Below are 25,384 nucleotides of genomic sequence, written 5' to 3'. Positions count from 1 at the left end.
TTAGGCTGCCCTTTCGTACCGGCCTCGATTCCAGGAGCGCGAACCGTGTTCGACCTCGTACCGGAGCACCCGTTTCCCGATGCCCACCGACCGGACGCGACACCCGCGCCGCACGCACTGCTCGCGCCCGTTCTCGGCCTCCTGGGTACGTGGCACGGCCGGGGACACGGTGGATACCCGACGCTCGAAGGAGACTTCACCTACACACAGGAGATCACCTTCAGTCACGACGGACGCCCCTTTCTCCACTACGAGACCCGGGCCTGGCTGGTCGACGCCGACGACGTACCGCTGCGCCCGTCGGCCCGCGAGAGCGGCTGGTGGCGGCTTCAGCCCGACGGCCGGGTGGAGGCACTGATCACCCAGCCCACCGGCATCGCGGAGATCGCGGTGGGCCACGCGGCCGGGAACACCGTCGACCTCGCCACCACCGAGGTGGCCCGCACCCCCACCGCCAAGGAGGTCGACGCCACGCGCCGGCGCTACACGCTGACCGACGACGGGGCGCTCGCATTCGTCCACGACCTCGCGGCGGTGGGCCGGCCACTGCAACACCACCTCTCGGCGCACCTGCGACGCGGCAAGTAGCGATTGACGGGCTTTCCCGACCGGGACGTTTCATGCGCTGCCCGGCGGATTGCCCCCGTTCGTGTGCAACACCCCTGCTTTCCCCTCCGCCGCTGCCGCGCCCACCGGATAGTGAAGGAGCCGGCGGGGCACGGGCTCCGGACGGAAGACCGGAGAGAAAAGGTGAGTGCCATGCGTACCGTTGAGGCGACCGACCGTGTCGAACTCGTCTTCTCCCTGCTCGACGCCGACGGGAACGGCTGTCTGGAGGCCGAGGACTTCGAGCTGTTGGCGAGCCGGGTGTCCGCGGTGGCGCCCGCGTCCGACGATGCCGCCAAGAGCGCGCTGCTCGACTCCTGTCGCCGCTATTGGCGGACCCTGGTCACCGAGTTGGACGCCAACGGTGACGGGCGGGTCAGCCGGGACGAGTTCACCGCCAGCGTGCTGTCGCCGGAGCGGTTCGAGGCGACGATCGACGAGTTCGCCGAAGCGCTCGCCGCGCTCGGCGCCCCGGAGGGCGACGGCCTCGTCACGCGACCCGTCTTCATGGCCCTGATGACGGCCATCGGCTTCGAACGGTCCCGTATCGACGCGCTGTTCGACGCCTTCGGCCCCGTTGACGGTGACCGGATTCCGGAGGCCACCTGGGCGGAGGGAATCAGGGACTACTACCGCCCCGAGAAGGCCGGGATCCCCGGCGACCACCTGACCGGGGCGGGGCTGTGACCGGACGAAGGGCTTGTGCGTGGTGAAGGGGGACACGGGGGCATCGCCCGGCCGGAAGGCCAACGACACCGGCGAGTAAGGTGCGGCGGTACGTACGGAAGGGGCAGGGCGCCTCCGGGTGACCGGTACGACGGGGGAACGATGCGGCGCTGGGTCAAGGTCTCTGTAGTAGCTGCGGCCGTGCTGGGGGTGGGCGGTTATCTGGCCGCCCCCTCCGCGCAGGAGTGGCTGCTGGTCCGTCAGGCGTGCGACGGGGCGCTGCCGCGGGACGCCGTGAAGGGGCTCACGCCGGAGGACGCCGACCTGGAGTCCGCGGAATCGAAGCGTACCGAGGCGCTTGGCTCCTACTCCTGCACACTCACCTTCGAGGGCGAGGGCATCTCCCGGGATCGGACCGTCGCCTTGTCGGCGTACACCCGACGCGACGACCAGGACCGGGCGTTCATGGCGATCTTCCCCCAGGAGGGGTTCGACAGCCAGGCGGCGCTGCCCGGAGATCTGCCCGGTTTCATCGACCAGTACGACGCCATCCGCTTCGTCGTGCCGTGCCCGGATCTCGGCAAGGACGGTCAGGGTCGAGGGCGCAAGCTGATGGTGCGGGCCTCCCTGGGGCGGGAGATTCCCACCGAGGCGCCGGGGGCCGCGTACCGTACCGCCGTGGCGTTCGCCAACTCGGCCTCGGACAAGGTCGGTTGCGGCGCCGAGACGATCGAGCCACCGAAGAAGGACCTTCCGCTGACCGGCGCGGCGGACGATCTGCCGACTGTCCCGGTGGCCGAGGCGGCGGACACGGCCTGCGCCTGGGTGTCCCGGGCCGGACTGCCGGAGAGCGGCGACTGGCGGATCGGGGTGGGCGCGAACAGCGCTGCCCCGACCGGGCGTTGCGAGCTCACGTCCGGGAATGACGACGGATCGCCGAGGGACGGCTCGGTGCTCACCTTCGTGTCCTGGTACGGCGACTGGAGCAGTCGGCTCACGGCGTACGACAACGACGGCAGGCCCCGGCCGGGTACCGCGAGCGCCCGCTGCGACGGCGAGGCCGCCAACTACGCCTTCGCCGGCTCCCCTGACATTCCCGGGGTCGGCGCGGCGGCCAAGGAGCGGATGTTCGAGGAGTTCACGCGGGACGAGGTCCGCCGACGTGGCTGCTCGGACCTCCGGTTCCACTCCTGACGCCACGGCACGTCACGGCACGCCATGGCACGGCACGGCACGGCACGCCCACGCCGTCGTGTCGGCGGCGCTACCTGAGCCACAGTCCCCGGACATAGAAGTCGTCCATCAACTGCCGCATGGCGGCGGCTCGCCGGTCCGGTATGCGGCGCTGCTCCGCCCATCTGTCCAGCACGGTGAACAGCTGCTCCCGGCCGTCCATCAGATCGCCCCGCACGGGGCCGGCGACGGGCCGGGCCGCTATGTCGCCGACCGGGAGGCGGGTCTCGAGCTGCTTGCCGGCCGGACGGAAGGTGCCCCGGCTGTGCGCGCGCACGGACCGGTCGAAGGCGTCGAGGTCGGAGATCGTGCCGTCCCTGGTGTAAGTGGCGCGGTGTTGCATCAAGGTGCCCACACGGCCCGCCAGTTCCCGGAGATCGATGTCCGGCCAGGCCGTCGGATCCGATCCGCCGTCTACCCGGGTGGGGCGGAAGTCGGGGTCACCGCCCTCATCGGTCAACCGCTCCAGGTAGGAGGCCAGATTGGCGCGTTCGGCGTCGTAGAGAACGGCGAACGCCTCGGGGTCCTCGGCGAGTTCGGCCACCAGGGTCCTCATGTCCGTGTCCGCGTCGATGCCCTTGTACTCGAATCTGGCGTGGACCTCGCCGGGCGCGAGGAAGCGGCCGAATTCCGTAAAGCCGCTCTCGTCGGGCAGCGACTCGGTGGGCAGGGCCACGGGGCTGATCGTGTCATTCCCGCCGAAGCCGTCGTCCCGTCCGGCGTCCACCACGTACTCGGCCAGCATCCGCGCCACACCCGGCGCCAGCCCGGCCGGGATCTCCCCGCCGCTCAGGGCTGCCGCCACCGCGTACGCGCTACGGGCCTGCGCCGCGGTGTGCGGCTTTCCGGGGCCCGTGGCGCGGGTGCCCGCGTCCACGACGCGACCCAGTACGCGGGCCCCGTCGCCGCACACCGCGCTGTGCGCCAGAAGACGCGTCGCGGACGAGAACCCGTCGAGATCGTCCCCGGGATCCAGGGCCTTCGTGGCCGCCGCGGGGTCGTCGGCGAGCGCCCGGACCGACGCGGGCACCTCATGGCACTTCTCGTCGTCCTCGTCACCGGTGACGGCCACCGCGACGACGACCCCGGCCACCAGGACCACGAACGCCGTTCCCAGCACGAGGAGTTGATACTTCCCCACTCGGCGCATCCGGCCACGGAGCCCCGGCGGCGTGGCCGAACTCTCCATGTCGCCGCCGCCGTTGCCGTCGCTTCCCCCGATGCCCCCGATACGCATCCGGCAAGACTAGGCGGTGGCTGCCGTACGTCGCGGACCGGGCGTCACAGCAGGAGCGTGCCCGCGACGGACGCGGCCACACCCAGCAGCAGGCACAGGGAGACGAAGACGAGGTCCAGGACGTTGGAGCGCCGGCCGGCGGCAAGGTCCAGGGTGAAGGCCTCGGGGTCGTCGGGTGCGTAGTGGACGGTGACTTCCTGGCCGTACGCGGTGGCCGGATCGTCCCGCTCGACGCGGAAACGAGCGGTGACAACCGTTTCCTCACGCGTGGCAAAGGTGATCACCGCCGTGTGGCTGGTCCAGGAACCCTCCCCGTCCTCGTGGTCGGTCGTGAGAACGGCCACCACCCGGCCCGGAACGGCGACGGCGGCGTCCCGCCTCGCGGCGTCGCGGCGCGCCAGGCGGAGATCGTGGCGCAGGACGAACGCCATGACGACGGTCAGCGGCACGCCCACGCCGAGGAGGGCCCACGGGTAGCCGTGCCTGATCGAGATGTCGGCGACCAGTCCGGCGTACAGCAGGAAGACGAGGAAGTGCGGCAGGGCCAGGCCGCGCCGGTCGTCCGCCAGGTCGTACGTGATCTTGAAATGGCGCGGGTCGCCGGGCTCGTGGAGCACGGCCAGCTCGCGGCCCACCCACACCGTGTCCAGCCGGATGCCGCTGTCCCCGGCCACGTAGGGCAGGACGTGCTCCTGTCCGGTGGCGGGGTCGGGGAAGGCGATCGTCACGGGTATCCCGGCCCGGCCGTCGCCACCGTGCCGCGGGGGCCGCACCTCGGCTATCCGCCCCGGGACCCGCACCACCCGCTGCGCCCAGGTGGCACCGGCGAGCGACCTTCCGTAACCGATCAGCGCCAGTACGCCGCATCCCGCGCACCACAGCAGCAGCACTCCGTGCCAGCCCATGCCCGCCCCCCTGTCGTCGCCCCGCCCCGACCGCGCACGACCCGGTGCCGTCCGGACGGCGCTTGGAGTGTCCCAGCCGCCCCACCCGCCCGACGGCGATCCGCGATCCGCGATCCGCGATCATCGTGCCGCAGGGGGCGGGCGAACGACAGGGCGATTCCTGCCTGCCGGTCCCCCCGGCGTACCCGGCCGGATTCAAGGCGAACCCCGGAGGGTAGAAATGAGGTGTTTTGTGAGTCCACGAGGTCACCGAGGCGTCGGTCCGGCGCCAAGGCCGCCCGTCGAGGTACGTACACCTGCCCCGGGGGGTGCCCCGCGCGAGGCAGGGAGGTGTCAGCGACATGACCGGGACGCAGTTCGGAATCTTCACCGTGGGTGACGTGACCCCCGACCCGACCACAGGCAGTACTCCTACCGAGGCGGCACGTATCCGGGCCACCGTGACCGTGGCCCGTAAGGCGGAGGAGGTCGGCCTCGACGTCTTCGCCACGGGTGAGCACCACAACCCGCCCTTCGTGCCCTCCTCCCCCACCACCCTGCTCGGCTACATCGCCGGGCAGACCGAGCGGATCATCCTGTCGACGTCGACCACGCTGATCACCACGAACGACCCCGTCAAGATCGCCGAGGACTTCAGCGTCCTCCAGCACCTGTCCGGCGGCCGGACGGACGTGATGCTGGGACGCGGGAACACCGGGCCGGTCTATCCGTGGTTCGGCCAGGACATCCGTCAGGCCATCCCCCTGACCGTCGAGCACTACGACCTGCTGCGCCGGCTGTGGCGCGAGGAGGTGGTCGACTGGGAGGGCAAGCTGCGCTCGCCCCTCCAGGGCTTCACCCTCGCGCCCCGCCCGCTGGACGGCATCCCGCCGTTCGTGTGGCACGGCTCCATCCGTACCCCCGAGATCGCGGAACTGGCCGCCTATTACGGAGACGGATTCTTCGCCAACCACATCTTCTGGCCCGCGTCACACACGCGGAAGATGGTGGAGACGTACCGGCAGCGCTTCGCGCACTACGGGCACGGCACACCGGAGTCCGCCATTGTCGGTCTGGGCGGACAGATCTTCATGCGTCCCAACAGCCAGGACGCGGTACGGGAGTTCCGGCCGTACTTCGACAACGCGCCCGTGTACGGGCACGGGCCGTCCCTGGAGGAGTTCACCTCGCTCACGCCCCTGACCGTCGGCTCCCCGCAGCAGGTGATCGACAAGACGCTGGGCTTCCGTGAGTACGCGGGCGACTACCAGCGCCAGTTGTTCCTCCTCGACCACGCGGGACTGCCGCTCAAGACGGTGCTGGAGCAGTTGGACCTCCTGGGCGAAGAGGTGGTGCCGGTCCTCCGCAAGGAGTTCGCCATCGGCAGGTCCGCCGACGCGCCGGCGGCCCCCACTCATCAGTCGCTGCTGCGGCAGCGCGACGAGAGGAACGCGAAGGACGCCAAGGCCGCGAAGGACGCGACGCCGGAGCCGTAACCCACCTGCCCCTGAACGGAGTCGGAGGTCGGATGACGTGACGACCAAACTCGCGATCATCACCGGCGGACTGCGCGAACCCTCCTCGACGCGCATGCTCGCCAACCGCCTGGAGGCGGCCGTACGTACACAACTCACCGCCGCCGGCACCACGGTGGAGTCCTCGTTCGTCGAACTGCGGCCCCTGGGGCACGCCATCATCGACGCCATGTTCAGCGGCTTCCCGGCCGCGCCGCTGGAGAAGGCGTTCGGCACGGTCGCGGACGCCGACGGGGTCATCGCGGTCACCCCCGCGTTCAACGCTTCCTTCAGCGGTCTGTTCAAGTCTTTCTTCGACGTACTCCCGGAGGAGACGCTGTCGGACATGCCCGTGCTCATGGGCGCGACGGGCGGCACCGAACGGCACTCGCTCGTCCTCGAACACGCGATGCGGCCGATGTTCTCGTATCTGCACGCCATCGTGTCGTCGCGGGGCGTGTACGCCGCCACCGACGACTTCGGCTCCCAGTCGGACGGGGCGGCGGTCCTGCGCGACCGCGTCACGGCCGCCGCGGCCGACTACGCCCGCCTGGTCCAGGGATGCGGGCCCCACCGCCGGCGCGACACCTTCGGCGAGGGCGCCACCGCCATGGAACAACTCCTGGGCCGCGACCGGTCCTGACGCGCTCCGAGGGATCGGCGGGCCGTCACTGTGCCTCGTCGAACCGGGCGAACATGTCGAGCAGCGGCTGGGGCGCGCTCGCGTCGAAAATGGCCTCCAGGCCCTGGGCGGACTGCTGGGCCGTCTCCTCGGAGCGAGGGAAGAGGGTCTTCTCGTACGCCGTCAGCGCCGCCTCGGTGTCGCCGGGATGCCCGGCCAGGCAGCGGCCGAGGTCCGCGCCGTCGATCAGGGCGAGGTTGGCCCCCTCTCCGGCGAAGGGCGACATCAGGTGGGCCGCGTCACCGAGGAGTGTCGTCCCCGGGACCCGGGGCCAGCGGTGGCCGATGGGCAGGGCGTGGATGTGGCGGGGCACGAGCGGGCCGTCCGCCTCGGTGATGAGATCACGCAAGGCGGGGGCCCAGCCGTCGAAGTGCTTCAGCAGATCCCTCTTCGCCGCGTCGGTGTCCGTGCCGGTGCCCGTGCCCGTGCCCGTGAAGTCCAGTGTCCCCAGCCACTTCTCGTCCGCGCGCAGCGCCACATAGAGGTGCAGACTGCCGTCCGTCTCGCGGTGGGCGAGGAAGCCCTTCTCGTCGCCGAGAGCGAAGCACATGCCGTCGCCGATCAGTTCCGCGCTGTCGGGGTGGCGCTTCTCCGCGTCGAGCAGGTCGAGTTCGACGAAGGAGATGCCGGTATAGGCGGGCGTCCGCGCGGAGACCAGAGGCCGAACGCGGGACCAGGCACCGTCGGCGCCGATGAGCAGGTCCGTGGTGAACACCTCGCCGTCGGCCCGCGTGACCTCGTGCCTGCCGTCATCCAGCGCGCGGCAGGAGACCGCTCTGGCGTTCCAGCGGACTGTGCCCTCCGGCAGTGAGGAGACCAGCAGGTCGCGCAGGTCGCCGCGGTCGATCTCGGGGCGCCCTCCCGTACCGTCGTCCTTCTCTTCGCGCAGGACGTGCGCGTGCTTGTCGAGGACCCTCATCGCCTGGCCGCCGGGGTGGACCCTGGCCAGGAACTCCTCGTACAACCGGGCCTCGCGCAGCGCGGCCTGGCCCGTCTCCTCGTGGATGTCGAGCATGCCGCCCTGCGTCCGCGCGTCCGGGGACGCCTCCAGGTCGAAGACCGTGGCGTCGATGCCGTGGACATGAAGGACTCGGGCCAGGGTCAGGCCGCCGAGACCGCCGCCGATGATGGCGATCGGGTAATGGCTGGTGGTCATGGGGCTGCTCCTTCTTCGGAGGTGCGAGTACGGGGCGGGCGCTGCCGACGGGGCCGCCGGGGGCCGGGGTCAGGGCTCCCGAGGCGTGGTCAGCGCCCCGTTGACGACCGTGTGGAACATCCAGCTCAGACGTTGCTGCGGAGTGCCCGACACCAGGTCGTCGGCGAGCGCGGCGATACGGGGGTGGGTGTCGGCCGACACCTCGCGCAGGTTCCGCGCGAGTGCGTTGTGGTCGTCCTTCGCGTGGGTGTCCTCGGCGCGGGTGGACTGCTCGGCGGCCGTGGCGGTGGCGACCTGGAGCAGCACGTCCACTCCCCACGCGGCCTGGCCGCCGGGGACGCCGCCCTCGTCCAGCAGGGCGAGAACCGCCTCGACCAGCGCCAGATAGTTCGCGCCGGAGGGGCGGGCGACGAGCGCGGAGTGCGCGAGGGTCGGATGCTCGAACAGCACGCGCGTATACGAGATGAGGACCGAGGCAAGGCGTTCGCGCCAGTCCCCTCGCGCCGTCACGGGGCGCAGATCGACGGCGCCCAGGAACTCCTCCAGAATCGCGGCGTGCAGCTCGGCCGTACTGGCGACGTAGACGTACAGCGACGCGGGCCCGGTGTCCAACTCCTTCGCGAGACGGCGCATGGTGACGCGCTGAAGGCCCTCCGTCCGCATGATCCGTACGGCTTCGGTGACTATGCCCTGCCGGCTGAGCGCGGGCTTGGCCGGACGCTCCCGGCGGCTTTTGGGGGCGGGGGAACCAGGTGTCATACCGGCAAGCGTAACGAACATGTTCGCTACGAACAAGTTCGTTCAGCCCGTAGGGACACCCCCACCCAGGACCTTGGCCGTGAAGGCCGCCAGCTGTGCCCGCATCTGTTCACGCGGCACGCCCCGCTGACCGGCGAGGTACTCGACCAGGTCGGCGCGGACGGCGGCGAGCAGCGCGTGGGCGGTGAAGTCGCTGTCCGTGAGACCCGGGATCTGCTCAAGCACCGCCCGAAGGGTGCCGTGCCACCGCTGATAGTGCTCAGCCTGGTACGGGCTGTCGCCCCCGATCCCCTCCAAGGCGAGGGCGAGGTGGCGATTGTCGAGCTTGAAGCACAGGGCGGCGTCGAGCAGGGCGGGTACGCGCAGGAGCGGCGGGGCGCCGGGCCCCAGCGGCGGCGGGCCCTCCTCGATGGCGCGCGCGACCGGTTCGAGCCGCGCCCCGTACAGCGCGTGGATCAGGCCGGTGCGATCGCCGAAAGCACGGAAGAGCGTCGCCTTGCCGACACCGGCCGCCGCCGCGATGTCGGCCATCGTGACCGACTCGGGGCTCTCGCAGTGCGCGAAGAGGTCGTCGGCCGCCACGAGGACGGCGGCCCGGTTGCGGGCCGCGTCCTTGCGCGGCTTGCGCTCGGGGGCCGACTCGGGCACCGGCTCCGGCACTGGCACTGGCACTGGCATGAGGTTCCTCCCGTTGGTTGCAAAGCGGACCCAGGGTCCGTATCGTTCGACAGGAAGCGGACCCTCGGTCCGTATCGTACTGAACGGAGTTCCCCGTGCCCACAGACACGGCACCGACACCACCATCGACACCGGCGGACCTGTACCGCCACGGCCTACGACTGCTGGTGGACAAGAACATCCCCGGCTGGGTCGACCTCTGGGACGCCGACGGAGTGCTCGAATTCCCGTTCGCCCCCGACGGCTGGCCGAAGCGCCTGGACGGCAAGACCGCGATCGGCGACTACATGCGCGGCTACCCCGACCACATCGACCTCCACGACTTCCCCGACGTGGAGATCCACCGGACCACCGTCGCGGAGACGATCGTGGTCGAGATGCGCGGGGTGGGCCGGCTGGTGGAGAGCGGCAAGCCGTTCGACATGAGCTACATCGCCGTGGTGACCGTCAAGGACGGCCTCATCACCCACTACCGCGACTACTGGAACCCGCTCGCGGTCCAGGACCCCTCGGTCGACTTCACAGGGAAGAACTGATGAGCACTTCCGGAGAGACGACTCCCGGCAGGACCCTGGTCATCGGCGCCACCGGCACCACCGGCAGCCGCGTCGCCGCCCAACTCGCCGCGGGCGGGCACCGCGTGAAGGCCGCGAGCCGACGCGCCACCGCCGTGGACGGCGCCGAGGCCGTTCGCTTCGACTGGAACGACCCCGCGACGTTCGACGAAGCCCTCAGCGGCACCGACCGGGTCTATCTCATACCGCCGCTCGGCTCGCTGGAGCCGGCCGCCGTCATGCTGCCCTTCCTCAAGCGGGCCCGTGAGGCCGGCGTGCGCCGCGCCGTACTGCTCAGCTCGTCGGCGATCCCCTCGGGCGGCCCGTACACCGGGCAGATCCACCAGGCGCTGCCCGGCCTGTTCGACGAATGGGCAGTACTGCGGCCCTCGTGGTTCATGCAGAACTTCGCCGGAGACCACCCGCACGCGCAGAGCATCCGAGCCGACGGGACCGTCCTGACGGCCACCGGTGAAGGCCGTGTCGGGTTCATCGACGCCGACGACATCGCCCGTGTCGCCGTACACGCGCTGACCGACACCCTGGCCCCGAACGGTGAACTCGTCATCACCGGTCCGCAGGCGCTGAGTTACGGTGAGATCGCCGCCGTACTCGCCGGGGTCACGGGCCGGACCGTCACCCATCAGCAACTGACGTACGAGCAGATGCGCGACCGACTGGCCTCCGCGATGCCCGCCGAGTACGCCGCGATGCTCGCCGGCCTCGACCGGTCCATCGCGGAGGGGGCCGAGGACCGCACCACCGACACGGTGCGGCGCCTCACCGGCCGCCCGCCCGGGACCTTCCGCGCCTTCGCGGAACGGGAGTTGGCCTGAGCGATCCCGTTTTCGATCCCGCCCTACCGTTCGGCGCGGCGTTCGGTGTGGGCGGAGCGCACGGTCGGCCAGTTCTCGGGCGGTACGGCTTCCCGCGTCAGGCCGGTGAGGACGGCTCGTACGACGCGCTCCGCCTCGCGGGCGACGGCCTGCCGCTCGTCGAGCCGGGCCAGCCCGTCGACGAGCAGCGTCGCGAGTCCGTGGATGGCGGCCCAGACGACGAAGTCGGCTCCGGGACGGGCGGCCTCCGGCAGTCCGCCGGCCGCGACGAGCCGGTCGAGTTCGGCGTCGAGGAGGTCGTGCGGGTGGGGCGTGACCCCGGACGCGGAATCGGAATCGGAGCCGCGATCGGTATCGGGGTCGGCGGCCCCGGCGCCGAAGGCCAGCCGGGCGACCGAGGGATCCTCCACGGCCCACTGAACGTAGGTGCGGCCGATGGCGACGAGGCGCCGCTGGTGATCGGTGTCCGCCTCCGGGTCGGCGGTGCGGCCGACGGCCCGGCTCAGGCGTTCGCCCAGCCGGGCGAGAACGCGCCGCCTCAGCGCGCGCACCAGTGCGTCGCGTGAGGCGAAGTGGTGGTACGCGGCACTCGAACTGACGCCGACCCGCGCCGACGCCTCGCGCAGCGACCAGCCGTCGACGCCGCGTTCGCGGACCAGCGCCTCCGCGGCGTCCAGCAGCGCGTTCCGCAGTTCACCGTGGTGGTAGTGCTGTCTTGCCATCCCTCGATCCTAGCCCCCATCTGAGCAACGATCAGATCGATGTTACATTCGAGGCACACCATCTGAACGCTGATTAGATTGGAGTGCGGCCATGTGCGCCTCAGAACTTTCGGTGAGTGCGGGCAGCATCGAGCCGAAGGGCTTACCCGACGCGAGTGGAGCGCCGGCGCCTATCGTGAGCGGTGAGCCGGTCCAGGTCTCGGAGGGCGTCTTCGTGATCCCCGACCGGCGCGTGGACCTCGTACCGAACGTCGGCATCGTCGTGGGTGCGAAGGCCGCGCTGGTCATCGACACCGGCATGGGCCCCCGCAACGGCGCCCACGTCCTGGAGCAGGCCCGGCGCCTGGCCGGCGACCTGCCGCTCTACCTGACGATCACGCACTTCCACCCCGAACACGGCTTCGGCGCCCAGGCGTTCAAGGGCGCGGCCACGATCGTCTACAACCGCGGGCAGCGCGACGAGCTGCACCGCAAGGGCTCCGCGTACATCGACATGTTCAAGGATCTGAGCCCCGCCATCGCGGCGGAGCTCGACGGAGTCGAGCTGGTCGACCCCGATCTCGTGTACGACGGCCGGGCCGAGATCGACCTCGGCGGCCGTACGGCCGTGCTGCGCACCGTCGGCCCGGCGCACACCGCCTCCGACCAGACCGTGCTCATCGACGACCGGGTGCTGTTCGGCGGGGACCTGTTCGAGACCCGCATCTTCCCGATCACGCCGTACTTCCCGCCGTACGACGTCGATGTCGACGGCCCGCGCTGGATCACCGTGCTCGATCAACTCATCGCCCTCGAAGCGGAGATCGTCGTCCCCGGGCACGGCGAGGTGGCGGACACCTCGCTGATCCGCCACGTACGCGACTATCTGGCCTACGTCCGCGACGAGGTCGAGCGCCTGCGCACCGGCGGCGCGTCCGCCGACGAGGCGGCGGCCACGATCGAGAAGGCCGCGCGTGCCCGCTGGAGCACCTGGGAGCGGCCTGAGTGGATCAGCCTCGCCGTCCAGGCGTTCTACGCGGCCGGCTCCACGAGCTGAGGATCCGCCCCACGGACACCGGCCCGCCACGTGATCCATGGCCCGGACGTCCGCCCTCCGGAAAGGTCCGGGTCCGCCCGTCAGGTGACGGACGGACCCGGACCTTTCAGCCGGCCTTCAAGCCGACCTTCAGCCGGCCTTCGGCAGGCCCTCCGTCAGACGCGGTCGGCCGCGATCAGGAGGTACTGGAAAGAGCCGTCCTTGTACGAGTTGATGAACGCCTCCTCGATACCGGTGACCAGCGAAGACGTGGCCCGCAGCTCCCAGTAGGGCAGAGTCTCGGGGGTCAGGTCGATGATGGCCTGCGGTACGAGACGGTTGTCGGCCATGGCCTTCAGATACTCCCGGCGGGAGTGGATGTTGCACTCGAAGTGCGCGTTGATCTGGGAGACCCACTTCGAGGGCTGGCCGTAACGCGGATTCCAGCAGCCGGTGATGGTCACGTAGCGGCCGCCGACCTTGAGGACGCGGGAGTGCTCGGCGAAGAGGTCGTCCAGGTCGACGTACATACTCGACTCGTTGTTCCACGAGCCCGCGGCCTGCCCCGTCTCGAAGGGCGTGTCGAGCATGTTGCACACGCGGGCCTGGACGTGGTCCGCGATGCCGAGTTCCCCCGCACGCCGGTTGGCGAACTCGGCCTGCTTGGCCGACAGGGTGACGCCCTCGACCTTGCCGCCGAATCGCTGATGGGCCATCACCATCGAGCCGCCCCGGCCGCAGCCGGCGTCCACGAGGGTGTCGTCGCGCCCGATGGAGCCGAGGTGGTCCAGGAGGACCTCGGCCTGGGCCGACTCCAGCCGGTGCAGCTCGGCGATCAGCCTCTTCTCGTACCGGCTGTCGCCGGAGTCCCCGAGGGCGGCGTGGTCGATGTCGCCGATGCCGTAGTGGTGGTGGTAGAGCCCGTCGACGTCGCCGAGACGGAGATTCACGGGCCGGGCCTCACCGTCCCAGTAGCGGGCGATGTCGCCCTGGTAGGGCGACGCAGGGGCGGGGATGTACACGGACGTGCCGGTGCTGAGCTGGGTGCTGGTCACAGTGAAGTGCGCTCCTTACCAGAAATCGGGCAGGCTGTATCGGTAGGTGTTGGTCTGGTGCCAGTAGTGGTTGCCGTCGACCCACACGGCCACTCCCCGGAGGAAACGCAGCACGCTCGGGACGGGGCAGGTGGCCGCCAGGGCGGCGGCTTCGGCTTCGAAGTCGTGCATGAGGTCGTTGTGGACCCCGACCGCCTTCAGATAGGCGTCCCGGTCGGAGACGCCCGCCCGTTCGGCGATCACCACGGGCAGGTTCAGGTGCCGTCCGGGGCTGTTGAGCTCCTTCGTGTACGAATACAGGTCGTTCACGATGGTGGTGGCGTTGCCGGCGAGCGCGATGACCCGCTGCATCGCGGGCTGGGCGTGCAGATCGGCGGGCAGTTCGTAACCGCCGACGGTGTCGGTGATCGTGGGGCAGGGGCGGAAGTTGTTGAACTGGCGCATCGCCAGGTACTCCCACACCTCGGGAACGTGATCCGTCTCGGCCCATGCCGCCTCGGCGAGGTAGCCCAGGTGCAGACGGGCCATGTCGTGCCGGTACCGGTCGGCCTGCGAGGGAGTGGACTGCCGGCAGAAGTACTCCATGGCGGAGCGGTAGGCCCGCCGGGGCCCGTCGGACCCGAGGGACTCCTCCCACTGCGGCTCGTACTCCCTCGTCGTGTGCAGCGGGTCCAGAGCCGTGTGTGCCAGCAGGAGACGGCCGCCGAGGCCGACGGGTGAGCCGCCGTGATCCTCGCAGTAGCAGTCGTCGACCGCGTTCTCGGCGACCATCAGCCGGGTGGCGATCATCAGGTGGTCGACGGTAGGGGCATCCGGATGGCAAGCGACCATGTAGCGGCCGACGGAGAAACCGTCGAACTGGTCCTGCCACTCCGGTGGGAACGCCTGGACCTCGTCCACCGCCCACGTTCTGATCCTGCGTCCGACCTCCTCCACCCGCTCCGGGTCGGGCTCCGGCACCGGGTGGTGATAGAGGCCCGGGATCGGTCTGCCCTCCACCGGGCTCTCGGGCCCCGGAGGATCCGGGAGAGCCGTGGCTTCCGGGAGAGGTGGAGGTTGCGCGGGTCGGCCCAGATGCAGACCCGCCGTGCCCAGACCACTGGGGCCGCCCAGGATCCGTTCCAGGGCCGGGCTCGGTTGCCTCACCGCGGCGGCGGACGGACTCGGCGGCAGAGGGGAAGGCCCGGGATCGGGCATCCGTAACTCCTTGGTGAGGTGGGTGGGCTGCCCCGCAGCTCGGGCGTGCTCGCCCGGCCCGCGGGGGTCGTTAAGGTCACGACGGGCGGGAGCGCGAGGGGCGATGGGCGATGGGCGAGGCGTGACGGGCCGTCGGCGCCATCGGCGCCGTCGGCGCTAGGACCGTGTGCGGGCGATCTGCACGTTCTCCAGCACGCCGAGCGCGTCGGGCACCAGGATGGCGGCGGAGTAGTAGGTGCTGACCAGGTACGAGATGATCGCCTGCTCGCTGATGCCCATGAAGCGGACCGACAGGCCCGGTTCGTACTCGTCCGGCAGACCGGTCTGGCGCAGGCCGACGACGCCCTGGTTGTCCTCGCCGGTGCGCATGGCGATGATCGAGCTGGTGTTCTCCTTGGTGATGGGGATCTTGCCGCAGGGCAGGATCGGTACGCCGCGCCAGGCCGGGACCTGCTGGCCGCCGAGGTCGACATGGTCCGGATAGAGCCCGCGAGCGTTGAGCTCCCGCCCGATCGCCGCGATCGTCTTGGGGTGAGCGAGGAAGACCTTGGTGCCGCGGCGGCGGCAGAGCAGTTCGTCGAGGTCGTCCGGGGTGGGCGGACCGGAGTGCGGCTGGATGCGCTGCTTGAAGTCGGCGTTGTGGAGCAGGCCGAACTCCCGGTTGTTGACCAGCTCGTACTCCTGGCGTTCCCGCAACGCCTCGATGGTGAGGCGGAGTTGCTCCTCGGTCTGGTTCATCGGCCCGTTGTAGAGGTCGGCGACCCTTGTGTGGACGCGCAGAACAGTCTGCGCGACGGAGAGTTCGTACTCGCGCGGCTTCAGTTCGTAGTCCGCGAACGCGCCGGGCAGCGCGGCCTCGCCGGTGTGGCCGGCCGACATCGCGATCTCGGCCTCGCCGTGCCGGTTCTGCCGCTGGAGGGGAATCGAGCTGAACCCCTGGATGTGCGTCCGGAGGCCGGGCGCCGAGGACAGTACGGCGGTGAAGTCGGCGCGGGACAGGGTGAGCAGGGTGCCGTTGGTCTCGGCGGTGGCGGTGTAGTCCCACTTCGCGTCGGTGTCCAGGAGTGTGTTCTCACCGAAGTGGTCGCCGTCGGCGAGGACGGCGACGGCCAGTTCGTCGCCGTACTTGCCGACGGAGGTCTGGTTGACCCGGCCGTGTGCGATGAGGTGGATCCGCTCGGCGGGCGTACCGCGCTCGACCAGTGTCTCGCCGGCGCGGAAGTCGCGCTGGACACACCGGTCGGCGATCGCGCTCAGCACCTCGACGTCCTCGAAGCCGCTCAGCAGGGCCAGTTCGCCCAGCTCGCGGGGGATCACCCGGACGGTGGAGCCGTCCTGGACGAACTCCACGCGCCCGTCGCCGACGGTGTAGGTCAGCCGACGGTTCACCCGGTAGGCAGCGCCCTTGGTCTCGACCCAGGGAAGCGTCCGCAGCAGCCACCGGGAGGTGATCTCCTGCATCTGCGGGGCGGACTTGGTGGTGGTGGCGAGGTTGCGGGCGGCCGCGGTGCCCAGACTGGACTGCGGTGGCGACTCCTGCTGTGCTTCCGGGCTGCTGTCGACGGTCATCGGGGCGGTTTCTCCTTTACGACGGCGGTGATCGGCGGACATACGCGGTAACGCGTGATTCGCGTGGAATCCGTCGAGATCCATGGGAACGCTAACGGCCGCCGCGCCCAACTTGCCGGGAGAGTCCACTGAGTTACCTCGATGCGGCGATCTTGTACCGCATGAGGTTTATCCGGGTGGCCGGTGGTGTTCGAGCGGTGCGATCACCGGTCGCCACCGCACGGGACGGTGACCGGCCCCGCTTGAGCCGGACTTGAGCGCCCCGGTGTCCGATGGGCGCATGGTGACAATCACCAATCGATGGCAGTCCACGGCGACGAGGCGGAAGCGGGCTGGAGCGCACCCCGGGTGCCGCTGCACTCGGCGCGGACGGCCCGCCCCGTGACCCCGGACTGCGGAGAAAGCCCTGGCCCAGGCCGGGGCCGCCCCCTCGGGCGTGGACCTCGTCCTGGTCGCGAGCATGTCGCAGCTCGTACGGGCACCACCCACCGCTCGCCTTGCTGCTCGCGCCGGCACTCGGCGCGCCGGGCGCCGCGGCGGTGAATGTCTCCGGGGCCCGCGCGGGCTTCTGCCACGCCCTGGCGCTCGCCTCGGACGCCGTACGGGCGGGCAGTGCCCGGCATGTGCTCGTGGTGGGCGCCGAGCGCGACGGACATCGTGGATCCGGGGGACCACTCGATCTCGGTGCTGCTCGCGGACGGGGCGGGCGCGATCGGCCGAACAGCGCCCGCTGGCGAGGCTGTTCGACCGACCAGAGGCGCCGACAAGTTCGCGTCGAGCGGCTTCGGGCTGACGCCGGGCGGTCTTCGGGTGGCCGCCCGGGGCGCTGGTGGAGCTGGAGTGTGCGGTACGGGACCGACCGTCATCAGGCGGGTGACCACACGATCCTGGTCGCCGAGGTGCGAGGAGTACGGCTCGAAGAGGGCTCATGGCTGACGGCAGGTCAGTTGTGGGCCGCTCGCGCCCCGTTCCGTACCAGGTCGCGGACACCCCCTGGTACCGGCCATGGCGCTGTGCTAGAAATCCTGCCGTGACCAGCGATCAGTATCTCGTGGAGTGTCTCCACATCGATCTCTGCCGTGTGACCAGCTGCTCCTGTTGAGCCTGGCCCGGCGGCGCTGAGCGCTTCCCGAACCGTGCGGCCCCGTCCGCGCGCGTCGGCACGGATTGATTCTTTCCGCGCATGACGTGCGGGCCCCGCACCTCGCACCTTCTCGGTGGCATCTCCCTTTCCCGCAGGCACCGTTCATGCCCTGCGGGAAGGCCCGCTGTCTCCCTGTCCGCCCTCCCGGGCGCGAACTTCCGCCTCGCCTCGCCCATTCGACGGAGTCCGCCATGACCACATCCACCGCCACGGCCAAGGAGCCGCCGGGCCCGGCGCTCCCCACCGGGACCGCCCCCGCGCCGCGCCGCTCGCCGGAAAGGGCCGCGCGGCTGCGAAGGGTGGGGCTCCGGCTGATCGCCCTGGCCGTCCTGCTCGCGCTCTGGCAGGTCGTGACCGCCCTGCGGTTGTGGTCACCGTTGCTGGTACCACCGCCCTCGGCCGTCTGGGACGCGCTCGTCACGACGTCCGGCACCCACGACGGCGTACGCGGCTACCAGGGTCACACCCTGATCGAGCATGTGGGCATCAGCCTGCGCAGGATCGGGATCGGAGCGGGCGCCGGCGTCCTGGCCGGGCTCGTCGCCGGGGTGCTGATGGGCACGCTGCCGTGGGTGCGGGTCGTGTTCGAACCGGCGGTCGCCTTCCTCCGTACCCTGCCGCCGCTCGCCTACTTCAGCCTGCTGATCATCTGGTTCGGTATCGACGAGGCCCCCAAACTGTGGCTGCTGGCCATCGCCGCCATGCCGCCCGTGGCCGTGGCCACCGCGTCCGCCGTCGCCTCCGCGCCCGCCTCGCTGGTGGAGGCCGCGCGGGCCATCGGGGCACGCCGCTCGCAGGTGGTCGCCTCCGTCGTCCTGCCGTCGGCGCTGCCGGAGATCCTGGTCGGCGTACGGCTGGCGTTCGGGATCGCGTACTCCTCGGTCGTCGCCGCCGAGACCGTCAACGGGCTGCCGGGCATCGGCGGGATGATCCGCGACGCCCAGCGCTACAACCAGTCCGACGTGGTGATCCTCGGCCTCTTCGCGATCGGTGTCTCGGGCCTGCTGATCGACGGCCTGCTGAGGAGCGCGGAGAACCGGCTCGCGCCCTGGCGCCGACTGTCCTGACGCCGAGCACCCTCGCCCCGCACCCTCCCTGCTGTATCCCTCTCCCCTCCGCCCATCGAATGAAGGACTACGCCATGCCCGGAACACGCGGTCCGCGCCGCACCACCACGCTCGTCGCGGCTCTGGGAGCGCTGATCGCCGTCACCGCCTGCGGTACCGGCGACGCCGGGGGCGGCGATTCCGAGGGCGGCGGCAAGACGATCCGGATCGCCTACCAGGCCTTCCCCAGCGGCGACTTGATCGTGAAGGAGAACGGCTGGCTGGAGAAGGCGCTGCCCGACCACACCATCAAGTGGATCAAGTTCGACTCCGGCGCGACCATCAACACCGCTTTCGTCTCGGGCTCGGTGGATCTGGCCGCGATCGGCTCCAGCCCGGTGGCACGGGGTCTGTCCGAGCCGCTGAACATTCCGTACCAGGTCACCTGGGTGCTGGATGTCGCGGGCGACAACGAGGCGCTCGTCGCCCGTGACGGTTCGGGCGTCAAGGACGTCAAGGATCTGGCGGGCCGTAAGGTCGCGACACCGTTCAGCTCCACCTCGCACTACAGCCTGCTCGCCGCACTCGACGGCGCGGGCGTGGACGCCTCGAAGGTCAAGCTGCTCGACCTCGAACCGCAGGACATAGTCGCCGCCTGGTCGCGCGGCGACATCGACGCGGCCTATGTCTGGCTCCCCACGCTCGACGAGCTCGGCAAGACCGGGAAGACCCTGATCACCAGCCGTGAGCTGGCGGCGGCCGACAAGCCCACACTCGACCTCGGGGTGGCGTCGACCAGCTTCATCAAGGCCCAGCCCGAAGTGATCACCGCCTGGCGCAAGGCCCAGGCACAGGCGCTGACTGTGATCCATGACGATCCGTCGGCCGCCGCCCTGGCCGTCGGCAAGCAACTCGGTATCAGCTCCGAGGACGCCGCCGCCCAGCTCAAGCAGGGGATCTTCCTCAAGCCGGCCGAACAGGCCGACGACAAGTGGCTCGGCCGGCCGGGCCAGGTCGGCGGCCTGGCCCAGAACCTGCACAGCGCGGCGGAGTTCCTGGCCGGACAGAAGCAGATACCGGCCGCCCCGGAACTGTCGGAGCTGGAGAAGGCCGTGTACGTGGAAGGGCTCAGCGATGCCGTCACCGAGTGAGCACCCCGACGGCGCGGTCCGGCAGGACGACGAGACGACCCGCCCCGCGGGCGGCACGGCGGCCGTCGCACCCCCCGCCGTGACCGTACGCGAAGTCCATCACCGGTACGGGCGCGGCGCTGACGCCGTCACCGCGCTCGGCCCGCTGTCGCTGGACATCCCGGCCGGCGAGTTCCTGGTACTCGTCGGCCCGTCCGGGTGCGGGAAGACCACGTTGCTCCGGCTGATCGCCGGCTTCGAACACGCCTCGTCGGGCGAGGTCGCCGTACACGGCCGCCCACCGGAGCCGGGGCGCCAGGCGGGGGTCGTCTTCCAGCAGCCACGGCTGTTCCCCTGGCACACCGTCGGGGACAACATCTCCTTGGCCCTGCGCTACGCCGGGGTCCCCCGGGCCGAACGCCCGGCTCGCGTCGAGGAGTTGCTGGAACGGGTGGGGCTGGCCGGCACCGCGCGCCGCAGGACCTGGCAGATATCGGGCGGCCAGCAGCAGCGGGTGGCCATCGCCAGGGCGTTGGCCGGCGGCAAGGATCTGCTGCTGCTGGACGAGCCGTTCGCGGCGCTGGACGCGCTCACCCGCGAGCGGCTCCAGGAGGACCTGCGCACGGTGAGCGCCGAGACCGGGACCACGTCGGTCTTCGTGACGCACAGTGTGGACGAGGCCGTCTTCCTCGGCACCCGGGCGGTCGTGCTGACCGCCCGTCCGGGCACCGTGGCGCTGGACGCCCCCATCGCCCTGCCCCGTAACGGGAGCGCCGACGACCCGGACGAGCTGCGGGGACTGCCCGAGTACGCCGCGCTGCGCGCGGAGATCGGCGCCGCGGTACGGGACGCGGCCCGCTGAGCCCGCCCGCTGAGCCCGCTCTCGGAGCGTATGGGCGGGAACAGCGGGTCCGGGGTCAGGACAGGGGGTCAGGGCAGGGGTCCGGGGTCAGCCTTTCAGGCTGTAGAAGTGGATCGGTGAGTTCGGCAGGAAGCCGATACGCGGGTACACGGGCGACCCGGCGACTGTCGCGTGCAGGGTCGCCCGGGTCAGTCCGGTCGCCCGGGCCCCCTCGTACAGCGCCTTGCGTGTCACCGCCTCGCCGTAGCCCCTGCGCTCCCACCTCGGGTCCGTGGCGACCAGCACGACGAAGAGGCGGCCCTGCGCCTCAACCGTCCCGGCGCAGGTCACCGGGACCCCGTCGCGCATACCGAGGTAGGCGTACACCTCGTTCTTCCACAGCGCGGAGCCGGCCAGTCCGTCGCGGCCGTCCTCCAGGGTGAATCCGTAAGCACGCGAGTTGAGGTCCGCGTAGGCCAGCAACTGTTCGTCGGTGCTCACTCGCGCGAACGTCAGATCGGGGTGGTCCGGCTCGGGGACGGGAAGCAGATCCGCGGCCATGCCGGTGCCGGGGAAGGCGTGTTCGAGGAGGGCTTGGCAGGCCACCGTCTCCAGCGCCGCTCGTGCCCCGTCGTCGAGCAGGTCCTCGAAGACCCACAGAAAGCCCGGATGTTCCTTCGAGCGCATGATGTCCGCCGCCTGGCGCAGCCGTCGCTCGACCAGCTCGGCGTCGGCGCCGACATCGGTCAATGTGACGCAGTTCCAGAACGGGAACCGGCAGTCCGCCCAGCGAACAGCGAGGCCCGGAAGGTCTCGTACATCCGCGCCCGCGTCCCGGTCGAGCACCATGGCGCGCCAGACCGTGGTGAGTTGCTCCATCGATTCGATCGAGTCCGCGAAACCGGTCACCGAAACTCCTCAACTTGTCGCGTCTGCGGCGTGCGTAAGAGCTGCCCGGCTGGACAACGATTCGTGTTCGCCATGGTTGCGCCGGTCAGGGGGCCAGCAGTGACGCGTAGCGGTCGAGGTCGATATTGCCGCCGCTGATGATCACGCCGACCCGCTGCCCGCGCAGTTGGGCGGCCAGGTCGCGGACGGCTGCGAGGCCGAGGCATCCGGTGGGCTCGACCACGATCTTCATGAAGGTCGCGAAGGCCCGCATGGCTTCGACGAGTTCGGCATCACTGACCGAGTGGAAGTCGGCGACCTCACGGCGGATGATGTCGAACGTGTAGGCGCCCAGGTGTTGGGTCTGCACGCCGTCGGCGATGGTCCGCGGGGTGTCGATATGGACGATGGAGCCCTGGCGGACGGACTGCTAGCCCTTGCTGCCGGCTTCGGGTTCGACGCCGTACAGCCGGCAGTTCGGCGACAGGGCCCTCGCCGACAGAGCCGAGCCCGACAGCAGACCGCCACCACCGAGGGGGACGAACAGGGCGTCCAGGTCGCCGACCTCTTCGAACAGTTCCTTGGCCGCGGTGCCCTGGCCCGCGATCACGTGCGGGTGGTCGTAGGGCGGGATCAGCGTCAGACCCCGTTCGGCTGCCAGCGCGCGGCCGATCTCCTCCCGGTCCTCGGTGTAGCGGTCGTACGCGACGACCTCCCCGCCGTACCCCTTGGTCGCGGCCACCTTCGCGGCGGGCGCGTCGTGCGGCATCACGATCGTGGCCGACATGTCCAGCAGTTGGGCGGACAGCGCGACCGCCTGGGCGTGGTTGCCCGAGGAGTAGGCGACCACCCCGGCACGCCGCTGCTCGGGAGTGAACCGCGACAAGGCGTTGAACGCGCCACGGAACTTGAAGGCACCCATGCGCTGGAAGTTCTCGCACTTGAACACCACCTCGGCACCGAGCCGCTCGTCGATGAGGCGTGAGCGCAGCACCGGGGTGCGATGGGCGTACGGCGCGATACGCGCGGCGGCGCCCTGGACGTCGTCGTAGGTCGGCGGCTGAGGCATCTGAAGCTTCCCTTCCTGGGCCCGACTGACATGACACATTCTCTGGACCGGGCCCGGACCTAGGGCGGCCGACGAGCCGCGTAACCGGCCAACGGGGGCCGGCGCCCCTCGGATGGAGCCGACGCCTACCGCGCCCGGCCCGCGAGCGAGCCCGCGCCGAGGGGCAATGGGCGTTGCTATGCCGTATCGCCGGCGCCCGCGACCATGCGGACGAGCGTGTCGATGAGTTCGTCGGCGGTGGTGCGCAATCCGCCTGTGTCCAGGTGCCCACTGAGTTCCATGTCCGCGATGCCATGGGCGCTGGTGAGCAGCAGGGCCCCGTAGAGCCCCGCCTTCCGCTCCCCCACGAGGTCCGCCACGATGGCCAGGAACTCGCGCTGAAAGCGTCCAGCCGCGCGGACGCGGTCCGCGACCGGGTCGGCCGCCGGTCCGCACAGCTGGCGCCGGACGCGATCGAGTCCTTCGCCGAGCTCCTCAGGACGGTGTCCGGGCCGCCTGAACAACATCTGGTAGAGGTGCGGTTGGCCCCGGCCGACGCCGACCAGAGTGCGGAGAGCGCCGCGCAGCTTGCCGGTGGCAGACAGGTCCGGGTCGGCCCGCAGGGCGTGGACCTGGCCGCCGATCCGTTCCCAGCTCTCGGTGGCGACTGCGGTCAGCAGACTGTCCTTGCCTGTGAAGTGCCGGTACGGCGCTCCCCGGCTCACTCCTGCCCGCGCGCCCACCTCGCGCAGGGTGACCGCTTCGGGGCCGCCGAGGTCCAGGAGCTCGGCGGCCGCGTCGAGCAGGGCACGGCGGGTGACGGCGGCGGACTCCGCACGGGTAACCATGACGCCCATCATACAGTTGACGGTGTCATCTGAACTGGTAGCGTAACCAAGGTGACAACGTCATCTGAAACTCAGAAGCTGATCGTCGTAACCGGAGCCTCCACAGGCATGGGCGCGTCAGCCGCCCGCGAACTGGCCCGCCAGGGATTCCACGTCCTGGCCGGCGTACGCCGCGACCGTGACGCCGACGCTCTACGGTCGACCGGCATCGAGCCGGTCATCCTCGACATCACCAGGTCCGAGCAGGTAGAAGCACTCGCCGCGCGGGTCGCCGCCGACCCGCGCGCGCTGCACGCGCTCGTCAACAACGCCGGCATCCAGGTGAACGCCCCGGTCGAAGCCCTGCCGATGGCGGAGTGGCGGCGGGTGTTCGAGGTCAACCTGTTCGGCCACATCGCCGTCACCCAGGCGCTCCTGCCCGCGCTGCTGCGCAGCAAGGGGCGCGTGATCAACATCAGCTCGGTCGGCGGCAAGGTCGCCATGGCCACCTACGGCGCGTACGCCGGCGCGAAGTTCGCCCTGGAGGCGGTGAGCGACTCACTCCGCCGGGAGGTCGCGCCACTGGGTGTGCGGGTGGTCGTGGTCGAGCCCGGCGGTGTCCGCACGGAGATGGCCGCCCGCGGGATCGCGACGGCGAACGACCTGGCCACCCGGATGACTCCGCAGCAGGAAGACCGCTACGGCGGCCTGGTCCAGGCGAACAACAGACTGATGGCCTCGGGCACCGCGTCGGGCCTGACGGCCGACGCCGCCGCCCGGGTCATCGCGAAGGCCGTGACGGCCCGCAGACCACGCACCCGCTACACCGCCGGGCGGGACGCCGCCATGATCACCCGCCTGACCCGGATACTGTCCGACCGCGCGCTCGACCGCATCCTCGCGACCAACCTGCGCCGCCACTACCCGAAGGGAATCCCCGCCGTCACACCCCAGGCCATCGGGTGATCCACACCCGGCGTCAGGGCGAGGGGTGGTCGGCCCCCTGCCGGGTTCGAACAACCCTGCGGGCCAGTACACCTAGGCCGTGTCTTCAAAGTAGCGCCGTCCGCCCGCAGGGCGGGGCCCGCGGCGGCTGGTGCGGTGCCTCGCAAGGCGGAGGATCGGCCTCGTACCGGGCGTACTCGGCCGACTCCGACAACGCGGCGAGGTGCCGCGCCAGACGCCGCGGACCAGGCGGGACTTCGAAGACACGACCTAGCGCGCCTCCCGCTCCGCGGCCTCCGCGACGCGCTTGATGTTCGCCAGCCGCCGGTCCCAGTCGGCGGCCAGCGTGGCCATCCATCGCGCCGTCGCGTCCAGCACCGCGGGCCGCACCGCGTAACGCACCTCCCGGCCGACCCTGCGTCCGGAGACCAGCCCGGCGGCGTCCAGGACGGCCAGGTGCTTGACCACCGCCTGCCGCGACACGGGCAGGCCGTCGGCGAGCGTGGTCGCGGTGACCTCGCCCCGGGCGGCGAGCAGGTCGAGCAACTTGCGTCGCGTGGGGTCCGCCAGGGCGACGAAGACGCTGTCGACCACCGCGTCCAGGCCGCGAGGTTCGTCCGTCACGCGGACGGCTGTTCGGCGCGCTTCTTGAACGCGTCGAGCACTTGCGGCCAGCCACCGGTGTTGTCCTTCACCGCCTGGCTGCGCAGCTCCTCGGACCCGGCCAGCACCTCGAATCCGCTCTCGACGACGCGGAGCCGCGTCCTGTCACCTTCCTGGGTGAGCGTGAACTCCACGAGCGTGCTGTTGTTCTCGCGCAGCTCCTGCCCGGGGAACGCGCTCGCCCAGCGGTACGCCAGGTACGTCGGAGGCTCGACCTTCTCCACCCGTACCGGGAAGTCCCCGTACTCGGCGCTCCGCGCGACGTTCACCTCGCCTTCCTTCGCCACGGCTCCGGTCAGGTTCGCCTCGTCGGTCACCCAGAATCCCGGTTCGGACACCAGTGACCAGACCCGCTCCAGGGAGGCTTCGATCGTGATTTCGCGTTCGATTCGGTTCTCGCTCATGAGGGAACTCCTCCATCGCCGCCATTAGGTGCAACTCCAGAGTTGCACATGGCTGACCTCAGACGCAACCCACGGGTTGCACCTC

General features: G+C 70.7%; 26 protein-coding genes and 1 pseudogene. 13 read left to right on the top strand and 14 right to left on the bottom strand.

Annotated elements, in window-relative coordinates; translation table 11 throughout:
* Positions 1-45: 45 nt before the first annotated feature.
* From P3L51_RS08800 to P3L51_RS08790, 3 genes are all read left to right on the top strand, one after another.
* Complete coding sequence (locus P3L51_RS08800; protein WP_354604535.1) at positions 46-588, top strand: nitrobindin family protein; 543 nt, start codon at positions 46-48, stop codon at positions 586-588.
* 171 nt (positions 589-759) lie between these two features.
* Positions 760-1,293 (top strand): EF-hand domain-containing protein, encoded by a 534-nt coding sequence (locus tag P3L51_RS08795; protein WP_354604532.1) that lies wholly within the window; start codon positions 760-762, stop codon positions 1,291-1,293.
* Between the two features lie 141 nt (positions 1,294-1,434).
* Complete coding sequence (locus P3L51_RS08790) at positions 1,435-2,466, top strand: hypothetical protein (protein ID WP_354604531.1); 1,032 nt, start codon at positions 1,435-1,437, stop codon at positions 2,464-2,466.
* A gap of 70 nt (positions 2,467-2,536) precedes the next feature.
* Here P3L51_RS08790 and P3L51_RS08785 read toward each other — a convergent pair whose 3' ends face one another.
* Together P3L51_RS08785 and P3L51_RS08780 are read right to left on the bottom strand one after the other, a co-directional pair.
* Positions 2,537-3,742, bottom strand: a complete 1,206-nt coding sequence (locus P3L51_RS08785; protein WP_354604530.1) for a hypothetical protein — start codon at positions 3,740-3,742, stop codon at positions 2,537-2,539.
* A 44-nt stretch (positions 3,743-3,786) separates the two neighbouring features.
* On the bottom strand, positions 3,787-4,647 hold the full coding sequence (locus P3L51_RS08780; RefSeq protein WP_354604529.1) for a DUF3592 domain-containing protein: 861 nt from the start codon (positions 4,645-4,647) through the stop codon (positions 3,787-3,789).
* Between the two features lie 341 nt (positions 4,648-4,988).
* On the opposite strand from P3L51_RS08780, the gene P3L51_RS08775 reads away from it, so the two are divergent.
* Both P3L51_RS08775 and P3L51_RS08770 read left to right on the top strand, forming a co-directional pair.
* The gene (locus P3L51_RS08775) at positions 4,989-6,122 is read left to right on the top strand and encodes an LLM class flavin-dependent oxidoreductase (protein WP_354604528.1); all 1,134 of its coding nucleotides are present in this window, start codon (positions 4,989-4,991) and stop codon (positions 6,120-6,122) included.
* 37 nt (positions 6,123-6,159) lie between these two features.
* Entirely contained in the window at positions 6,160-6,783 is a 624-nt protein-coding gene (locus P3L51_RS08770) for a CE1759 family FMN reductase (protein ID WP_354604527.1), read from the top strand.
* A gap of 25 nt (positions 6,784-6,808) precedes the next feature.
* Here P3L51_RS08770 and P3L51_RS08765 read toward each other — a convergent pair whose 3' ends face one another.
* The 3 genes from P3L51_RS08765 to P3L51_RS08755 form a co-directional block, all read right to left on the bottom strand.
* On the bottom strand, positions 6,809-7,978 hold the full coding sequence (locus P3L51_RS08765; RefSeq protein WP_354604526.1) for an FAD-dependent oxidoreductase: 1,170 nt from the start codon (positions 7,976-7,978) through the stop codon (positions 6,809-6,811).
* Between the two features lie 69 nt (positions 7,979-8,047).
* Positions 8,048-8,737: a TetR/AcrR family transcriptional regulator gene (locus tag P3L51_RS08760; RefSeq protein ID WP_354604525.1), complete on the bottom strand. Its 690-nt coding sequence runs from the start codon at positions 8,735-8,737 to the stop codon at positions 8,048-8,050.
* Between the two features lie 42 nt (positions 8,738-8,779).
* Positions 8,780-9,409 carry a TetR/AcrR family transcriptional regulator gene (locus P3L51_RS08755; protein WP_354604524.1) on the bottom strand — a complete coding sequence of 210 codons (630 nt, stop codon included), beginning with the start codon at positions 9,407-9,409 and terminating at the stop codon, positions 8,780-8,782.
* A gap of 101 nt (positions 9,410-9,510) precedes the next feature.
* On the opposite strand from P3L51_RS08755, the gene P3L51_RS08750 reads away from it, so the two are divergent.
* Together P3L51_RS08750 and P3L51_RS08745 are read left to right on the top strand one after the other, a co-directional pair.
* Entirely contained in the window at positions 9,511-9,951 is a 441-nt protein-coding gene (locus tag P3L51_RS08750) for a nuclear transport factor 2 family protein (protein ID WP_354604523.1), read from the top strand.
* Positions 9,951-10,805 carry an NmrA family NAD(P)-binding protein gene (locus P3L51_RS08745; protein ID WP_354604522.1) on the top strand — a complete coding sequence of 285 codons (855 nt, stop codon included), beginning with the start codon at positions 9,951-9,953 and terminating at the stop codon, positions 10,803-10,805. Before P3L51_RS08750 ends, P3L51_RS08745 begins: the two co-directional genes overlap by 1 nt.
* Positions 10,806-10,828: 23 nt before the next feature.
* Here P3L51_RS08745 and P3L51_RS08740 read toward each other — a convergent pair whose 3' ends face one another.
* The gene (locus P3L51_RS08740; protein ID WP_354604521.1) at positions 10,829-11,527 is read right to left on the bottom strand and encodes a TetR/AcrR family transcriptional regulator; all 699 of its coding nucleotides are present in this window, start codon (positions 11,525-11,527) and stop codon (positions 10,829-10,831) included.
* A 175-nt stretch (positions 11,528-11,702) separates the two neighbouring features.
* On the opposite strand from P3L51_RS08740, the gene P3L51_RS08735 reads away from it, so the two are divergent.
* Positions 11,703-12,563, top strand: a complete 861-nt coding sequence (locus P3L51_RS08735) for an MBL fold metallo-hydrolase (RefSeq protein ID WP_354604520.1) — start codon at positions 11,703-11,705, stop codon at positions 12,561-12,563.
* Positions 12,564-12,718: 155 nt separating this feature from the next.
* Here the strand turns inward: P3L51_RS08735 and P3L51_RS08730 are convergent, their stop codons facing one another.
* The 3 genes from P3L51_RS08730 to P3L51_RS08720 all read right to left on the bottom strand — a co-directional run bounded on the left by P3L51_RS08730 (position 12,719) and on the right by P3L51_RS08720 (position 16,363).
* The gene (locus P3L51_RS08730; protein ID WP_354604519.1) at positions 12,719-13,597 is read right to left on the bottom strand and encodes a geranyl diphosphate 2-C-methyltransferase; all 879 of its coding nucleotides are present in this window, start codon (positions 13,595-13,597) and stop codon (positions 12,719-12,721) included.
* Between the two features lie 15 nt (positions 13,598-13,612).
* Positions 13,613-14,794 carry a family 2 encapsulin nanocompartment cargo protein terpene cyclase gene (locus P3L51_RS08725; RefSeq protein WP_494338540.1) on the bottom strand — a complete coding sequence of 394 codons (1,182 nt, stop codon included), beginning with the start codon at positions 14,792-14,794 and terminating at the stop codon, positions 13,613-13,615.
* A gap of 156 nt (positions 14,795-14,950) precedes the next feature.
* Positions 14,951-16,363, bottom strand: coding sequence for a family 2B encapsulin nanocompartment shell protein (locus tag P3L51_RS08720; RefSeq protein WP_354604518.1), 1,413 nt, complete (start codon positions 16,361-16,363; stop codon positions 14,951-14,953).
* Positions 16,364-16,902: 539 nt separating this feature from the next.
* Between P3L51_RS08720 and P3L51_RS08715 the strand changes: the two genes are divergently transcribed.
* From P3L51_RS08715 to P3L51_RS08700, 4 genes are all read left to right on the top strand, one after another.
* Positions 16,903-17,397: a hypothetical protein gene (locus tag P3L51_RS08715; RefSeq protein ID WP_354604534.1), complete on the top strand. Its 495-nt coding sequence runs from the start codon at positions 16,903-16,905 to the stop codon at positions 17,395-17,397.
* A 301-nt stretch (positions 17,398-17,698) separates the two neighbouring features.
* Positions 17,699-18,574, top strand: a complete 876-nt coding sequence (locus tag P3L51_RS08710; protein WP_354604517.1) for an ABC transporter permease — start codon at positions 17,699-17,701, stop codon at positions 18,572-18,574.
* A gap of 74 nt (positions 18,575-18,648) precedes the next feature.
* A complete protein-coding gene (locus P3L51_RS08705) occupies positions 18,649-19,704 on the top strand; it encodes a taurine ABC transporter substrate-binding protein (RefSeq protein WP_354604516.1) in 1,056 nt (351 codons plus the stop codon).
* Positions 19,688-20,545, top strand: a complete 858-nt coding sequence (locus P3L51_RS08700) for an ABC transporter ATP-binding protein (RefSeq protein ID WP_354604515.1) — start codon at positions 19,688-19,690, stop codon at positions 20,543-20,545. Before P3L51_RS08705 ends, P3L51_RS08700 begins: the two co-directional genes overlap by 17 nt.
* An 87-nt stretch (positions 20,546-20,632) precedes the next feature.
* On the opposite strand, the gene P3L51_RS08695 is transcribed toward P3L51_RS08700, so the two are convergent.
* The 3 genes and pseudogenes from P3L51_RS08695 to P3L51_RS08685 form a co-directional block, all read right to left on the bottom strand.
* The gene (locus tag P3L51_RS08695) at positions 20,633-21,433 is read right to left on the bottom strand and encodes a GNAT family N-acetyltransferase (RefSeq protein ID WP_354604514.1); all 801 of its coding nucleotides are present in this window, start codon (positions 21,431-21,433) and stop codon (positions 20,633-20,635) included.
* A gap of 85 nt (positions 21,434-21,518) precedes the next feature.
* Positions 21,519-22,481: pseudogene (locus tag P3L51_RS08690) on the bottom strand (threo-3-hydroxy-L-aspartate ammonia-lyase).
* Positions 22,482-22,657: 176 nt separating this feature from the next.
* On the bottom strand, positions 22,658-23,308 hold the full coding sequence (locus P3L51_RS08685) for a TetR/AcrR family transcriptional regulator (protein ID WP_354604513.1): 651 nt from the start codon (positions 23,306-23,308) through the stop codon (positions 22,658-22,660).
* 108 nt (positions 23,309-23,416) lie between these two features.
* Here P3L51_RS08685 and P3L51_RS08680 point away from each other — a divergent pair, with 108 nt between their 5' ends.
* The gene (locus P3L51_RS08680) at positions 23,417-24,253 is read left to right on the top strand and encodes an SDR family NAD(P)-dependent oxidoreductase (RefSeq protein WP_435594408.1); all 837 of its coding nucleotides are present in this window, start codon (positions 23,417-23,419) and stop codon (positions 24,251-24,253) included.
* A gap of 249 nt (positions 24,254-24,502) precedes the next feature.
* Here the strand turns inward: P3L51_RS08680 and P3L51_RS08675 are convergent, their stop codons facing one another.
* Both P3L51_RS08675 and P3L51_RS08670 read right to left on the bottom strand, forming a co-directional pair.
* Entirely contained in the window at positions 24,503-24,856 is a 354-nt protein-coding gene (locus tag P3L51_RS08675; protein WP_354604511.1) for an ArsR/SmtB family transcription factor, read from the bottom strand.
* On the bottom strand, positions 24,853-25,299 hold the full coding sequence (locus P3L51_RS08670) for an SRPBCC domain-containing protein (RefSeq protein WP_354604510.1): 447 nt from the start codon (positions 25,297-25,299) through the stop codon (positions 24,853-24,855). The genes P3L51_RS08675 and P3L51_RS08670 overlap by 4 nt, the downstream gene beginning before the upstream one ends.
* Between the last annotated feature and the right edge of the window lie 85 nt (positions 25,300-25,384).

Source organism: Streptomyces panacea (genome assembly GCF_040560175.1).
GTDB classification, from domain to species: Bacteria; Actinomycetota; Actinomycetes; order Streptomycetales; family Streptomycetaceae; genus Streptomyces; species Streptomyces panacea.
The sequence above is the reverse complement of the archived record's forward strand: the minus strand, read 5'-3'. Positions and strand labels throughout refer to the sequence as shown.

What these genes read in the sequence shown, in the direction of transcription:
- P3L51_RS08795 (WP_354604532.1), top strand. Translation starts at nt 760, where the DNA reads ATGCGTACCGTTGAGGCGACCGACCGTGTCGAACTCGTCTTCTCCCTG.
- P3L51_RS08790 (WP_354604531.1), top strand. Translation starts at nt 1,435, where the DNA reads ATGCGGCGCTGGGTCAAGGTCTCTGTAGTAGCTGCGGCCGTGCTGGGG.
- P3L51_RS08785 (WP_354604530.1), bottom strand. Translation starts at nt 3,742, where the DNA reads ATGCGTATCGGGGGCATCGGGGGAAGCGACGGCAACGGCGGCGGCGAC.
- P3L51_RS08780 (WP_354604529.1), bottom strand. Translation starts at nt 4,647, where the DNA reads ATGGGCTGGCACGGAGTGCTGCTGCTGTGGTGCGCGGGATGCGGCGTA.
- P3L51_RS08775 (WP_354604528.1), top strand. Translation starts at nt 4,989, where the DNA reads ATGACCGGGACGCAGTTCGGAATCTTCACCGTGGGTGACGTGACCCCC.
- P3L51_RS08765 (WP_354604526.1), bottom strand. Translation starts at nt 7,978, where the DNA reads ATGACCACCAGCCATTACCCGATCGCCATCATCGGCGGCGGTCTCGGC.
- P3L51_RS08760 (WP_354604525.1), bottom strand. Translation starts at nt 8,737, where the DNA reads ATGACACCTGGTTCCCCCGCCCCCAAAAGCCGCCGGGAGCGTCCGGCC.
- P3L51_RS08745 (WP_354604522.1), top strand. Translation starts at nt 9,951, where the DNA reads ATGAGCACTTCCGGAGAGACGACTCCCGGCAGGACCCTGGTCATCGGC.
- P3L51_RS08740 (WP_354604521.1), bottom strand. Translation starts at nt 11,527, where the DNA reads ATGGCAAGACAGCACTACCACCACGGTGAACTGCGGAACGCGCTGCTG.
- P3L51_RS08725 (WP_494338540.1), bottom strand. Translation starts at nt 14,794, where the DNA reads ATGCCCGATCCCGGGCCTTCCCCTCTGCCGCCGAGTCCGTCCGCCGCC.
- P3L51_RS08720 (WP_354604518.1), bottom strand. Translation starts at nt 16,363, where the DNA reads ATGACCGTCGACAGCAGCCCGGAAGCACAGCAGGAGTCGCCACCGCAG.
- P3L51_RS08710 (WP_354604517.1), top strand. Translation starts at nt 17,699, where the DNA reads ATGACCACATCCACCGCCACGGCCAAGGAGCCGCCGGGCCCGGCGCTC.
- P3L51_RS08705 (WP_354604516.1), top strand. Translation starts at nt 18,649, where the DNA reads ATGCCCGGAACACGCGGTCCGCGCCGCACCACCACGCTCGTCGCGGCT.
- P3L51_RS08700 (WP_354604515.1), top strand. Translation starts at nt 19,688, where the DNA reads ATGCCGTCACCGAGTGAGCACCCCGACGGCGCGGTCCGGCAGGACGAC.
- P3L51_RS08685 (WP_354604513.1), bottom strand. Translation starts at nt 23,308, where the DNA reads ATGGTTACCCGTGCGGAGTCCGCCGCCGTCACCCGCCGTGCCCTGCTC.
- P3L51_RS08680 (WP_435594408.1), top strand. Translation starts at nt 23,417, where the DNA reads ATGGGCGCGTCAGCCGCCCGCGAACTGGCCCGCCAGGGATTCCACGTC.
- P3L51_RS08670 (WP_354604510.1), bottom strand. Translation starts at nt 25,299, where the DNA reads ATGAGCGAGAACCGAATCGAACGCGAAATCACGATCGAAGCCTCCCTG.